A 12496-nucleotide genomic window follows, 5' to 3' on the forward strand; every position below is an offset into this window, starting at 1 on the left:
TTTTCTTTTAATATAATTAATTTAGAATTTTTAAATATTCTAAATTTTATAAAGGTGGGGTTTGTGTGAATCTCGTTCAATCTTTGGCTGAAACGGCAAAAAAGAAGGGGGATAAACCGGCTTATGTTTTTATGGATCAGTCGGTCTCGTATGACCAATTAAACAAAATGGTCACGAGGTTTTCTAGCAATTTAGCAAAAATGGGCATTGGAAAAGGGGACAATGTCGCATTAGTTGTTGGAAATTCACCACATTTTTTGGTCGGTTTATACGGAACAATGAAAGCGGGAGCAACTGTCATTCCAGTTAATCCAATTTATACAGCAGACGAAATACATTACATTTTACAAAATGGAGATGTAAAAACAATCATCGTACTCGACGTCCTTCTACCTGTTATACAATCTCTTACAACAAGACTTCCTTCATTAGAAAATATCATCATATGCGAAACCTCATCAGATTTTAACCATACAGAAACCGAAAAAATGAAAACGTTTACTAGTTTTATAGGAACTGGAGATACAACTTACGAAGGTCCTGAACTAGATGAAGAAGATGTAGCTGTTATCCTATACACTTCAGGTACAACTGGAAAACCGAAAGGCGCTATGCTAACACATAAAAATTTATATAGTAACGCGAGCGATGTGGCGTCGTATTTACGATATACGGCTGATGATCGCGTCGTTGCAGCACTGCCGATGTTCCACGTGTTCTGTTTAACAGTTGCGGTAAATGCGCCAATTGTGAACGGGGCGACAATTTTAATGTTACCGAAATTTAGTCCAAAAGAAGTATTCCGTATTTGTCGCACGTATGAGCCAACGATTTTTGCTGGTGTACCGACGATGTACAATTATTTATATTTATTTGAAGAAGCGAGTGCAGAAGACGTGAAGACACTTCGCCTTTGTATTTCAGGTGGTGCGTCAATGCCTGTTGCGCTTCTGAAAAACTTTGAAAAACGTTTTGACGTAATTGTTTCAGAAGGATACGGTTTATCAGAAGCATCACCAGTTACTTGTTTCAATCCGTTAGACCGTCCCCGTAAACCAGGATCAATTGGCACAAATATTTGGCATGTAGAAAATAAAATTGTGAATGAGCTTGGGGAAGAAGTACCTGTTGGTGCAGTTGGGGAATTAATTGTTCGCGGACCTAACGTTATGAAGGGTTACTATAATGCGCCAGAAGATACCGCAGCGACACTTAAAGATGGATGGCTATATACAGGTGACTTAGCGAAAATGGATGAAGAAGGTTACTTCTATATCGTCGATCGTAAAAAAGATATCGTCCTAGTTGGCGGTTACAACGTATACCCTCGTGAAGTAGAAGAAGTATTATATACTCATGATTCAGTAGCTGAAGTTGTCGTAATCGGCGTTCCTGATGAAAACTTAGGGGAAGCAGTACGAGCTTACGTCGTTCTGAAGCAAATGAACGTAACAGAAGAAGAACTCATGCATTACTGCACGTTACATTTAGCGAAATATAAAGTGCCGATGAGTATCGAGTTTTTAGCAGAACTGCCGAAGAATACAACGGGTAAATTACTGCGAAGAGCATTAAGAGAGAAAGCGATACAAGTATAAAAATGGGGGCAATCACCTTTATGAAGGTGGTTGCCTTCGTATTTTTTAGCATTGGTTAAGCTATGATGCCATATATTTAAACCGTAATATGACTAGTAGGGAGGAGATATACGTGGAGCAAAAGGAATTACGTTTGCGGCGAGTGCAATATCTTATTTGTGACATTATGGATGAAATGAATGCTGAAAATGAGAAGAAGAACTTAGAAACATTGCAGAAAGTAATTGACCAGCTCTCAGGTGCAATTGGGGATTTAGTAGACCCATCTGGTACGTATTCAATCGATTATTTAGAGAGGAAAGTTCATACAGCGCACTATTTATTATTTAAAAATGATCGTAAAGCATATTTGTGTAATAAATAAACATTCATCGTTTGATGGGGTGTTTATTATTTTTAATACTCACTGATAATGGTTATCATTAAAGAGGTGAGTGGAACGTGTTTAAGTCGATCAATTGATTTGCTAATAATTAAGCTCGAAATAAAAGCCTTACTACATGTTTGTAGTAAGGCTTTTTATAGTTGTTTATTCGGTTACTATTTTAGTTGGAAAAGTTATTCATTAGAAGTGTTATCAATCGCTTGAATAGCAAGTTCCAACGATTTAATCCTTCTTTCTAAAAGAGTTCTTTGAGGACTACCAGCCTTTGACTTAACGTAAACTTTTTCAATTGATGGAAGCAAACCAGTTAGAACAGTGCGAGCTTCTGCTAAATCTTCCTGGATGTAATGATGGGGGCTTTGATTCCAAGCACTTTCTAGCATTGCTAAACCGATGCAAACTGCCTTGAGGCGTTTCTTTACTAACGTAGTATTTGAGCCTTTCAGAGTCATTTGTGACAAGGCACTCTCGAGTTTACGGATTGTTGACTGTAAGGATTTTATTGATTCGTCTTTATGTACATTGGATATGTTTTCTATATTAGTATTATCCTTTCTTCGTTTGTAAATGATTTTGTTTAATACTTGATCAAATCGTTAAGAACAGAATATTACTCGCAATATTTTAACATAAATAGATAACTTTCTTTGAAGAGGCGTCTTAAAGAGTTAGCTCAATTGTTGAAAATAAGGTAACGAACTAGCCTGTTAGTCCAATAACAATGAAATAACTAGGTTGTCACTTAACATTAACAGTATTTGTGAGGTCAGGAAGTTGAGGGAATAGCAGATAGTTATCTGTCAAAAACAAAGAAGTAATCAGCGTCGTATTAAAAAATGTAAATGGTTAAGTAACACGTTATTTCTATGATGGGGACGGCATTAATCCGTTGTATGAAACAGAGGGAAGCATATAAAAATATCGAAGACTTTTCTGCTATTTAATATTTAGAGTCTTTAGAGGTTTTGTACCTTTTCAATTGTGGGGATATACCGACAATAAGTTGTATACAAACATTAGATCATTTAAAACATTTTTCTTTTGTAGGAAGTAATGTTGTAGATGGTGATATTAGTTTCTGTGAGGGGATAGAATTTGTTAGCTTTACAGATAAGGAACATTACTCTCATAAAAATAAGGATTTTAATAATACATAAGAGAGATTATATGTTATAAAAAAGTTGGCTCACGAGTAAGGTGCGATGGACTGTGGCTTATGACCGACCAGAACCAGTAAAAATGGCAGTTGAAAAATTAACAAGTTTCTATAAAGAAAATCTGTAAAAACGTTGATATAAATTGCACCTCTAATTGTTAGATGCAAATCTAACAATTAGAGGTTTTTACTATGATGAACAATGTGCTTAATATTTACGTTATAAGTGCATAACAAGTTATAATAGAAGAAATCAATAAGGAGGCTAGCTGTGAAGAATCTTCGTTATCTCAATATATTTACCATATTAATTATATACACACTACTCATGTTTTACATTGGCTGGAACGGCTGGGTTTGGCTTAGTACAGTATTTGGCTGGGAGTCTTGGGGCTATTACGCTTTCGTAGTCGGATTTATTTCATATGCGTACATTCTCGTGCAAGTGTTTAAGTTTCTGCCATTTCTACGAACGATTGGTTCCGTTTGGTTCGCAGTTATACAATACGCGCTTATGCTGTTGCCATTAGCTGATATTACGGTCTTCTTTTTACAGTTTTCAGTGGAGAAAGAAGCGGCAATTATTTGGACGGGAACGGCCGTGTTACTTGCGTTTATCTTTATTTTTACGTATGGCGTATTTAATGCGTATAGCCCGGTAGTAAGGAAATATGAGGTGCACATACCGAAACAGGTAGAAGGGCGTAAAAGTTTACGCATCGCGATGGCTTCAGATATGCATTTCGGTAAACTGTCTGGTGTTTCGCATTTGAAAAGACTTGTCCGCCATGTGAATGAAATGGAGCCTGATATTATTTTACTACCAGGTGATATTATAGATGATCATCCAGGAGTATTCATTCAAAAAAACATGGGGCCTATTATGAAACAAATGAAAGCTCCATTAGGCGTATACGGCGTGTTAGGAAACCATGAATATTACGGCAGAGCGATTCCTGAATTTTTACAAGAGATGGATAAGATTGATATTCGTATTCTTTTAGATGAAGTGATCACAATTGAAGATCAGTTTTATCTCGTTGGAAGAAGAGATAAAACAGAGCGAGATCGCCAAAGCTTTGAGAAACTTATGAGTACAGTGGATAAATCGATGCCAGTTATCGCAATGGATCACCAGCCGTTTGAATTGAAGCAAGCAGCGGCGGTTGGTGTAGACTTATTATTATCCGGTCACACGCACCGTGGACAAATGGCACCAAATCATATTGTGACGAGAAGAATGTATGAACTGGACTGGGGATACGTACAAAAAGGTGCATTTCATGCTATCGTTTCTTCTGGATTCGGATTTTGGGGACCACCACTTAGACTTGGAAGTAGGTCAGAGATTGTGCAGGTGGAGGTTACATTTGAATAGGGTTATGAATAGAGAGCTGATGGCTCTCTATTTTTTTGATAAAAATAAATATTTCTGTTGGTGTTAACTATATAAAAGAGGTACGATTAGAAGACTCTGCTTGAAATAAAGGGGGATTATAAGTGGTTATATCAGACGTACTATACGCAGAATTTGAAGTGGATCAAGTAGTAGAAGAATTAATTTTAAGTAAGCCTGTGCAAAGACTGAAGGGGATTCATCAAGCCGGCGCAAGTTACTTAATGAACGAGAACTGGAATGTAACGCGCTTTGATCATTCAGTTGGTGTTATGTTGTTAATTAAAAAACTAGGTGGTTCAGTGGAAGAACAAATTGCAGGTTTACTGCATGACGTATCGCATACTGCTTTTTCTCATGTAATTGATTACGTTTTTGATAACGAAAATGAAAGTTATCATGAAGAGATATTTAGCTCTGTTGTGAAAAACTCAGAAATTCCAGCGATTCTTGCGAAGTACGGCTATAACTACGAAGATATTTTACTAGATGATTCGAAGTGGACTTTACTGGAAAGGTCCGCACCAGAATTATGTGCAGACAGAGTGGATTATACGTTACGAGATATGTATACATACGGATATATTTCTTTCGAAGAAGTGCAAAGTTTTTTAGCGGATGTCATCGAAGTAGATGGGAAAATGGTTCTTCAAAATATTGAAGTAGCAGAATGGTTCACAGAAACGTATTACAAAGAAGTAATCGATTTCTTGATGAAGCCAATGAATATATACGGAAATGATATGTTAGCGAAAACGTTAAAGTTGGCTCTTCATAAAAAGGTTATTCATGCAGATGATTTCCTTCTTGAAGATGATAAGCTTATAGTGAAATTGCAGCAATGTAACAATCAGGAAGTACATACTTTATTAAGCAAAGTTCATCCAAATGTAAAAGTAAAAGAAGATAGAAACGAGTATGATTTACACCAGAAAAATAAAGTACGTCTCATTGACCCGCCGTTACTTCGTGAAGGTGAAGTTGTTTCATCGTCTGTCGTGTCAGAACAAATAAGACAGTTGAGTGATACCGCATATGAAAAAGCGGTGAGAGGGATGTATGTGAAAGTGATTTCGGATTAAAAAGGTAGAGCATCCCTATTGGATGCTCTACCTTTTTCTCATTATCAATCAAACCAATTCCAAACCTCAATATCTCCAAGAGTCGCATAACGTACGTGCGGTGAGTTTTGTAATTTTAATAACTCTTTTGACGGTCCAGTAATGACAATGCCGTATACTTTTACGCCGTTATCTTTTACATACTGATAACATTTATCTAATTTTAGTTCTTTTTCAGGAAGCGCAGCTATTTTGCTTACCGTTTTTTTATGTGTAGAAAGGATACGCATCATTTCGATTACTTTATCCTCTTGTGTTTTCAGATTTTTTGTTTCATCATCAAGGAATCTTATATGTTCTGGGAATCCTATAAAGTCGCTCCCAGATAGGATGAAATCTTCTTCATTTATTCTTTCTTGTCCTGTATCTAAAGCGTACCATACAGGAGTTGGAGGGATTTCTTGTGCTTCAAATATGCTATATAAAAGTGGTTCTAATTCTTTTAAAGTGTAAGCTTTGTCAAAAGAAATTGCTACTTCTGCAACGGTTCCTTCATGTACTTTTGCAAGTGTATCCCACACTTTTTTAGATGCTTCTTTTAAATAATCACCTTGCGTGATTTTTGGGTGAACAAAGAAGAGGTTTGGTTGATAGAATGGATTCATCCAAGCTTGTTTCGTGATATCGACAGATGATAAGAAGCTTTTTGTTCCTATTGTACCGAGTGGCATTTCTTTTTTACCGACAGTTTTCACTAAATCAAATTGGCTGTTCGTACGGAAAAAAGCTTCTACACTTGTTCCGCCGCCCATAACGCGGCTATTTGGGATTGTCGCCTCAAGTGCAAGAGAGGGAACATCTCTTATTTCTTTGAGTCTTTTATCATTATTAGCTTGAAAATAAAAGGCAGATAATCCCCCGCCGATTATATATATAACGATACAAATTGCTAGCATAAAACCAAACATCTGTAAACGATGTTTCCACTTAATCTTCCAAAAAGGGATTTTCAGGTCTTTTGGTGGTAATTTTTTCTTAACTGGCTCATTCTTCGCAAGCAATTCATCCAAATGTGCTTCACATTCTTCACAAGTTTCTATATGATTTTCTAACTCTTCTTGTTCATCACGTGTGAGTGCTCCTTTTTCATATTTTTTCCATAGTTTTTTAAACGCTGCACAAACCATCTGTATCACTCCTTTATCATTTTCGCTTCTTTCCGTCCGCGGTGTAATTCAATTTTTACTTTCGTTAATGAGAGACTGGTCATTTCTGCTATTTCCTTATAGGAGAATCCGTAGTAATCTCGTAGTAGCAGGACATTTCGTCTTTCGAGCGGAAGAGAGGATAAGCTTTGTAACCAACTAGTAATCTCATGTTTCACGAAATAAGTATGCTCTGTACTTGGCACATTTGGTAAATGGAATTCTTCCACTTTTGTTGTTTTATATTTTTTCTCTTTTCGATACCAATCAATAAAGGCGTTGTAGGCGATTGTAAATAACCACGGCCTAATTTCTTCGCCTTTGTAATAGTCAATATGGACGAGCATGCGATAAAATGTTTCCTGCATGAGATCTTCAGCACAGTGAGAATCTCCGGTTAGGGAGAGAAGATAGCGAAATAAATCATGCATATGCTCTGAATAAATGTCTTCTAATGATTGTTTACGTTTCACTACGTTTCCCTCCCTTCATACATAACAACGAAATACATATAAAAAAGTTACAATGTTTTATGGAATTAAAGTAAAAAACGTCAAGAATCTGATTGCGTTCTCTTTTATCATAATACATATAAGGCGGGTGAACAGAGATGGAAAGCTATGAAACACAAATTCAGAGGTCCATTGATTATATTGAAGAAGATGTAATGGAAAAACAAACATTGCGTAATTTAGCGCGTATTGCAGGTTTTTCTGAGTCGCATTTTCATCGTGTATTTCAGGCATTAGTAGGCGATACAGTAATGGAGTATGTTCGAAAGAGGAGGTTAGCCCGGGCAGCTTATCAACTTTCTCATACGGATGAAAAAGTTATTGATATCGCATTTGAGCATGGCTTTCAATCTCACGAAACGTTCACGAGAGCCTTTAAAAAATTATTTCAAATGACACCGAGTGAATATCGAAAACAAGAAATCGAAACACCGATGTATTACAGTGTGAATGTAAAACAAAGAAAATTAAATCCGTATTTAGGAGGCATACAAATGGAATACCGTATTGTAAATAAACCAGAATTTTTAGTGGCGGGTTATGAACTGAAGACGACAAGTAAAGAAGGGAAAAACCATCAAGACATTCCAGTATTTTGGCAAGAATATTTACAAAAAGATCTTGGAACAACGATTCCGAATCGTAAAGATACGAGCCAATGGGTAGAGCTAGGATTATGTACAGATTTTAATTTAGAAACAGGGGACTTCACTTATATAATAGGAATGGAAGTTACAGACTTTGAAAATGTACCAAATGAAGTTGCAAAGCGTACTTTCCCTGCAGCGACATATGCTGTATTTACAACTCCGAAAGTTCCTCATGAAGAAATGGTATCGTCCATTCACCAAACGTGGAATGCAGTATTCTCCGAATGGTTCCCGCATTCAGGATATGAACATTGCGGCGTTACAGAGTTCGAACTATATGATGAGCGTTGCCACGAAGATAAGAGTGAGTTCGCTCAAGTTGAGCTTTGGATACCGGTGAAGAAGAAATAGAAAAAGAGACCGTCCCAAAAGGTATGTTGGGACGGTCTTGCTTATTAATAGCTTGCCAGTATTGTCGTATTTTGTAGTTAAGTCGATATAATGCAAGTTGTGATCGATATAATTTAATTTAATTAACGTCGATATAACGCGAGTTTTTGTTAATATAATTTCATTTACTAATACAACCTTGCTTATTAAATTTGACGTTTACAAAGGAAACACAAGAATAATCGTCGTTCCTTTCCCAAGTTCGCTATCAATAGAAATTGTTCCGTTATGAGCATGAACGAGCTGCTTTGTAATGGCGAGACCAAGCCCAGTTCCGATGTTACTTTCTTCTGTATTTGTTCCTCGGTAATATCGTTCAAATAAAAGGCCCTTCGTTTTTTCATCCATTCCTTTGCCATCATCTGAAATAGAGAGTGTAAATGAAGTAGCGTTTTGTGAAAGTTTTACGATTACATTTGTCGTTTCATTATTATGTTTTACAGCGTTTGCGAGTAAGTTTTCGATAATACGCTGGAACCATTTTTCTTCAATGAAATATTGAATTTTGTTTGAACTTGGTACAAATTCAATATTTTGATTTTGAAGTGTCGGGTTATTAATAAATTGTAATAATACTTTTTGGACGAACTGATTAATTTCAACGTTTACGTTTTGCGCAGGAAGAGTATTATTTTTTAATTGATATGTTAAGCTTAAGTCGTCAATTAATGTAGTCATATATATAGATTTCTCTTTCATTACATGGCCAAATTGCTGAATGTCTTGATCAGTCCAATTATATTGCTTCGATTCCAGTAATAATGCATAGCCGTATATAGAGCTAAGCGGTGTTTTTAAATCATGGGTCAGGCCGGTAATCCACTCTTCACGTGTTTGTTGCAGTACTTTTCTCATTGCATCGTTCTTTTCCAAAGTAATAGAAAGGTGCTCTAGTGAGTTTGTAACATCTTTAAATATGCGGAACGACCATTTTTCTTTACCGGAGTGCCGGAAACGAACAGGTTTGCCTTTTTTACTAACAGGTTCTTCATATTTTCCTCCGGCTATGTTTTTAAGCCAGCGCATCGTGTGTAATAAAGGCTTTCCAAACTTATTTCCATACCAAATTGAAAGAATGACTAAATAAACAAACACAATAAGGAGGATTAAACTGCATCCGATTAGAAGTTTCTTAGTAAATATATCATCTAATTCATCATCTGGATAATAATGAGCGTTAGGAGCGGATACAACGACGAGGTGACCGCTATTTGAATCGTAAAAACTAGATATATTTTCTTTATAATTCCACGGTTCTTTTTCATTAAGAGCCGTTTGTATAGCCGAAAATGTTTTTTTCTTCCCAGTTGGATAGGAAAAAACTTCTTCGCCACTGTTATTAAATATTTGCAGTGTTGCTTTTTCTTTAGAAAGTAATTGTTTTTCTTGTTCAGTTAAAGCAAATTCCTTTAATGATAAAGAAGGATGTCCTTGTTGTATCGTTTTTAGTAATGTATTACTTTTTAGTTTGGCACCGTAAATAACGAGCGCTGTTTTCTTTTCTAATTTAATTTCCCAATAGTTAAATTTATAAAGATTGTTGCTACCATTCTGTAAATATGTAAGCAAGGATGTCTTTGTGTAAGAGGTCGGAACATCGTTAGGTGTATTAAAGCTGTAAAGAACCTTTCCATCTTCATCTACAATTTGAAGCCAATCACTCTTTTCTGTTATTAAATCTTTTACCTCAGATTTTAAAGTAATGTTATCGTCTTCAGAAGAAATATATTGGGAGATTGTAAAGGTATCATAATCAGAAATATTAGGTTCATATAAAGTACTATTAAGAAGAAAAATTAAATAAGAAAAAGAAGCAACTACTGCGATAAGTAACGTAACTAAGACAAAAACGTGTTGTAAGATAAACTGGATTATAAGTCGCTTATTAAAATTCATATCTTTAACCTACTTTGTAACGAACTTATAGCCAAGTCCGCGAACAGTTTTTATGTATTCTGGTTTACTTGGATCTTGTTCAATTTTTTCGCGTAGCTTTCGAATATGGACCATAACGGTATTGTCATCCCCATTATAGGCTGGTGCTCCCCAAACCTTTTCATATATTTCTTCTTTTGAAAATACGTAATTCGAATTCTCGCAAAAGAAGAGTAGTAGTTGAAAGAGCTGGGCGGAACATTCGACAACATTCCCATCTACTGTTAGTTCCGCAGAATGTTGGTCAATTTCAAATCTTCCAAATGAAATGGAGTGTGCTTTAGATTCGTGTGATACTACTTGCTTTATATGTCTTCGAAGCTGCGCTTTCATACGAGCTACTACTTCTAATGGATTAAATGGCTTCGTAATATAATCATCGGCACCGTATGAAAACCCAGATATTTTATCTAAATCAGATGCTTTTGCTGATAGGAAGAAGATCGGACAATCTGTTTTTTGGCGAATGATTGGACAAATATCAAAACCAGATTGCCCAGGAAGCATTACATCTAAAATAATTAAATCGTAATTGTTTTGTTCGGTGAGAGATAAAGCTAGTTCAGCTGATGTTGCAGTTGTAATATGAGAAAAGCCTTCTTTTTCAAGAATGGTAGTTAGTAGTTGTAAAATTGCTGTTTCATCATCAACAAGTAAAATATTTGCTTTGTACATAAGAATCCCTCCTAAATTTCCTCGAATATCATACCATCATTTTGTAACTTATGGAATTTTTAAGGAAATTTTAAGGTTTTCTTTCACAAAAAATTAAGAATCAAATGATATGATAAAAGTAACATAGGGGAGGAGATGAGTGTGAATCCGTTTCAAATGATGCGAGCTAGATATTTTTTAATTGTATTTGCACTATTAACTTTAGTAGCAAGAGGCAGTAATGAATTGATAGAAAGTACATTTCATATACAAAATTCTTCTTTTATAAATATTCTTATATTCTATATCCTTCCGATTATATGGATTTTTTATGAATATAGAAAACACCGTGTTTCATTTTCGTTTTTTATTAATAAAAATGAAACATTTAACCTGGTACAAGTTTTTTACATTACGATTATATTATGCATGTTCAGTTACGGTTATCTTATTTTGTACATGTACAGCTTTGCATGGATTACACCAGATTTTATTATGAATGCTTTGCATGAACCGATTGTAGATAGTACAGGGGGATATGTATATCAATTTATTATGGTTGTATTTATCGCACCAATTATTGGGGAATTTGTTTTTCGCGGATTTTTACTGCAGCGCTTTGCTGCAAAATGGGGAACGAGTATAGCGATGATTGTAGTAGCACTTTTATTTGCAATGTTACACGTTGATTTCCTCGGTGCTGCCTTATTTAGCATCGTATTATCAATCGTATATATTCGTGCGAAAAGCTTGCTCATGCCAATTGCGATCCATATGCTAAACAATGCATTTGTAATCGGTGTGTCTTTTCTAGTTAGTAGAGAAAAAATCATGAGTTTTGCAGATTTCTCAAACTATACGACATTCTTCCCAGGACTTATGATTTTTATAATAGGATTAAACCTAGTACTCATCTTTTTATTTGTTAACCGCAAATATTGGAGTAAAGAAGTGCCAGTTATATATGCAGAGCAGGCAAAGAGCTTTTCAGATGTAGTGGGGGATAAATGAAATGAAGAAGACATTTGAAAGGAATGTATAAAATTATATGAATGAAACAATATCATCAAATAAGTTTTTTTATTTGATTTTACTTAGTATAGTGCTAATAACGACAGTAAATGTTATTCTTCGCTGGGAGGAAGCTTACTTTTTCATGTATTTAGCGCTCCATTTATTAGGGATTTTATGTATAAGTGGCGGAATGGTTACTGAGAAAAAGAGTGAAGAAAGTATTAACTATATGTGTGTGATCGGTCTTATTTTACTTTTAGCTGTACAAGGTATTATGAAATATAGTTCTTTTTCTTTACAAGATTTTAGTTTGTTAATGGATGTACTACCTTAAGGAGGCTCTTTATGTTATCTAAAAAGCACATAGGGTACGTACTAGTTTTAGCCGGATTTATTACGATTATTGTAACGACGTTATTTTTTCAAGACTATGAATATATACGCTATGTAAAAGGCGCCGGTTTAATGTGTTGGTTTGTAAGTGCTTTTCTTATCCCGAACTATGAACCGAAGAAAGTGTCTAAAAATAGGTAAAACTCT

The 12496-nt window shown here is 35.3% G+C and carries 13 protein-coding genes and 1 pseudogene; 9 read left to right on the forward strand and 5 right to left on the reverse strand.

The window, feature by feature from the left end; genetic code table 11:
- Positions 1-65: 65 nt before the first annotated feature.
- Together MR065_RS04210 and MR065_RS04215 are read left to right on the forward strand one after the other, a co-directional pair.
- Positions 66-1598 carry a fatty acid--CoA ligase family protein gene (locus MR065_RS04210; RefSeq protein ID WP_242212620.1) on the forward strand — a complete coding sequence of 511 codons (1533 nt, stop codon included), beginning with the start codon at positions 66-68 and terminating at the stop codon, positions 1596-1598.
- Between the two features lie 112 nt (positions 1599-1710).
- On the forward strand, positions 1711-1962 hold the full coding sequence (locus MR065_RS04215) for a hypothetical protein (protein ID WP_000435466.1): 252 nt from the start codon (positions 1711-1713) through the stop codon (positions 1960-1962).
- A gap of 194 nt (positions 1963-2156) precedes the next feature.
- Here MR065_RS04215 and MR065_RS04220 read toward each other — a convergent pair whose 3' ends face one another.
- Positions 2157-2522, reverse strand: coding sequence for a hypothetical protein (locus tag MR065_RS04220; RefSeq protein ID WP_242212769.1), 366 nt, complete (start codon positions 2520-2522; stop codon positions 2157-2159).
- 293 nt (positions 2523-2815) lie between these two features.
- Here MR065_RS04220 and MR065_RS27680 point away from each other — a divergent pair.
- From MR065_RS27680 to MR065_RS04230, 3 genes and pseudogenes are all read left to right on the forward strand, one after another.
- Positions 2816-2893: pseudogene (locus MR065_RS27680) on the forward strand (RHS repeat domain-containing protein); the annotation flags it as partial.
- A 517-nt stretch (positions 2894-3410) separates the two neighbouring features.
- Positions 3411-4517: a metallophosphoesterase gene (locus tag MR065_RS04225; RefSeq protein WP_242212621.1), complete on the forward strand. Its 1107-nt coding sequence runs from the start codon at positions 3411-3413 to the stop codon at positions 4515-4517.
- A 122-nt stretch (positions 4518-4639) separates the two neighbouring features.
- Positions 4640-5617 carry an HD domain-containing protein gene (locus MR065_RS04230; protein ID WP_242212622.1) on the forward strand — a complete coding sequence of 326 codons (978 nt, stop codon included), beginning with the start codon at positions 4640-4642 and terminating at the stop codon, positions 5615-5617.
- 44 nt (positions 5618-5661) lie between these two features.
- Here MR065_RS04230 and MR065_RS04235 read toward each other — a convergent pair whose 3' ends face one another.
- Positions 5662-6783, reverse strand: coding sequence for an anti-sigma factor (locus MR065_RS04235; RefSeq protein ID WP_242212623.1), 1122 nt, complete (start codon positions 6781-6783; stop codon positions 5662-5664).
- A 5-nt stretch (positions 6784-6788) separates the two neighbouring features.
- Positions 6789-7274, reverse strand: coding sequence for an RNA polymerase sigma factor (locus MR065_RS04240; protein ID WP_242212624.1), 486 nt, complete (start codon positions 7272-7274; stop codon positions 6789-6791).
- A 137-nt stretch (positions 7275-7411) separates the two neighbouring features.
- Here MR065_RS04240 and MR065_RS04245 point away from each other — a divergent pair, with 137 nt between their 5' ends.
- A complete protein-coding gene (locus MR065_RS04245; RefSeq protein WP_000446848.1) occupies positions 7412-8314 on the forward strand; it encodes an AraC family transcriptional regulator in 903 nt (300 codons plus the stop codon).
- A 198-nt stretch (positions 8315-8512) separates the two neighbouring features.
- On the opposite strand, the gene MR065_RS04250 is transcribed toward MR065_RS04245, so the two are convergent.
- Together MR065_RS04250 and MR065_RS04255 are read right to left on the reverse strand one after the other, a co-directional pair.
- Positions 8513-10249, reverse strand: a complete 1737-nt coding sequence (locus MR065_RS04250; RefSeq protein WP_242212625.1) for an ATP-binding response regulator — start codon at positions 10247-10249, stop codon at positions 8513-8515.
- Positions 10250-10258: 9 nt separating this feature from the next.
- Positions 10259-10963 carry a response regulator transcription factor gene (locus MR065_RS04255; RefSeq protein ID WP_242212626.1) on the reverse strand — a complete coding sequence of 235 codons (705 nt, stop codon included), beginning with the start codon at positions 10961-10963 and terminating at the stop codon, positions 10259-10261.
- A 141-nt stretch (positions 10964-11104) separates the two neighbouring features.
- Between MR065_RS04255 and MR065_RS04260 the strand changes: the two genes are divergently transcribed.
- From MR065_RS04260 to MR065_RS04270, 3 genes are read left to right on the forward strand one after another with little or no spacing between them, the layout of a single operon-like run.
- Positions 11105-11953, forward strand: coding sequence for a CPBP family intramembrane glutamic endopeptidase (locus tag MR065_RS04260; RefSeq protein ID WP_242212627.1), 849 nt, complete (start codon positions 11105-11107; stop codon positions 11951-11953).
- A gap of 37 nt (positions 11954-11990) precedes the next feature.
- A complete protein-coding gene (locus MR065_RS04265) occupies positions 11991-12290 on the forward strand; it encodes a DUF2101 family protein (protein ID WP_097903920.1) in 300 nt (99 codons plus the stop codon).
- Between the two features lie 11 nt (positions 12291-12301).
- Positions 12302-12490: a hypothetical protein gene (locus tag MR065_RS04270; RefSeq protein WP_242212628.1), complete on the forward strand. Its 189-nt coding sequence runs from the start codon at positions 12302-12304 to the stop codon at positions 12488-12490.
- Positions 12491-12496: the final 6 nt, after the last annotated feature.

The organism is Bacillus cereus group sp. BfR-BA-01383 (assembly GCF_022663495.1).
Taxonomy (GTDB): domain Bacteria; phylum Bacillota; class Bacilli; order Bacillales; family Bacillaceae_G; genus Bacillus_A; species Bacillus_A cereus_AU.

Excerpts from the sequence above, each read along its gene's own strand:
- MR065_RS04235 (WP_242212623.1), bottom strand. The coding sequence starts at position 6,783 with ATGGTTTGTGCAGCGTTTAAAAAACTATGGAAAAAATATGAAAAAGGA.
- MR065_RS04245 (WP_000446848.1), top strand. The coding sequence starts at position 7,412 with ATGGAAAGCTATGAAACACAAATTCAGAGGTCCATTGATTATATTGAA.
- MR065_RS04250 (WP_242212625.1), bottom strand. The coding sequence starts at position 10,249 with ATGAATTTTAATAAGCGACTTATAATCCAGTTTATCTTACAACACGTT.
- MR065_RS04255 (WP_242212626.1), bottom strand. The coding sequence starts at position 10,963 with ATGTACAAAGCAAATATTTTACTTGTTGATGATGAAACAGCAATTTTA.
- MR065_RS04265 (WP_097903920.1), top strand. The coding sequence starts at position 11,991 with ATGAATGAAACAATATCATCAAATAAGTTTTTTTATTTGATTTTACTT.
- MR065_RS04270 (WP_242212628.1), top strand. The coding sequence starts at position 12,302 with ATGTTATCTAAAAAGCACATAGGGTACGTACTAGTTTTAGCCGGATTT.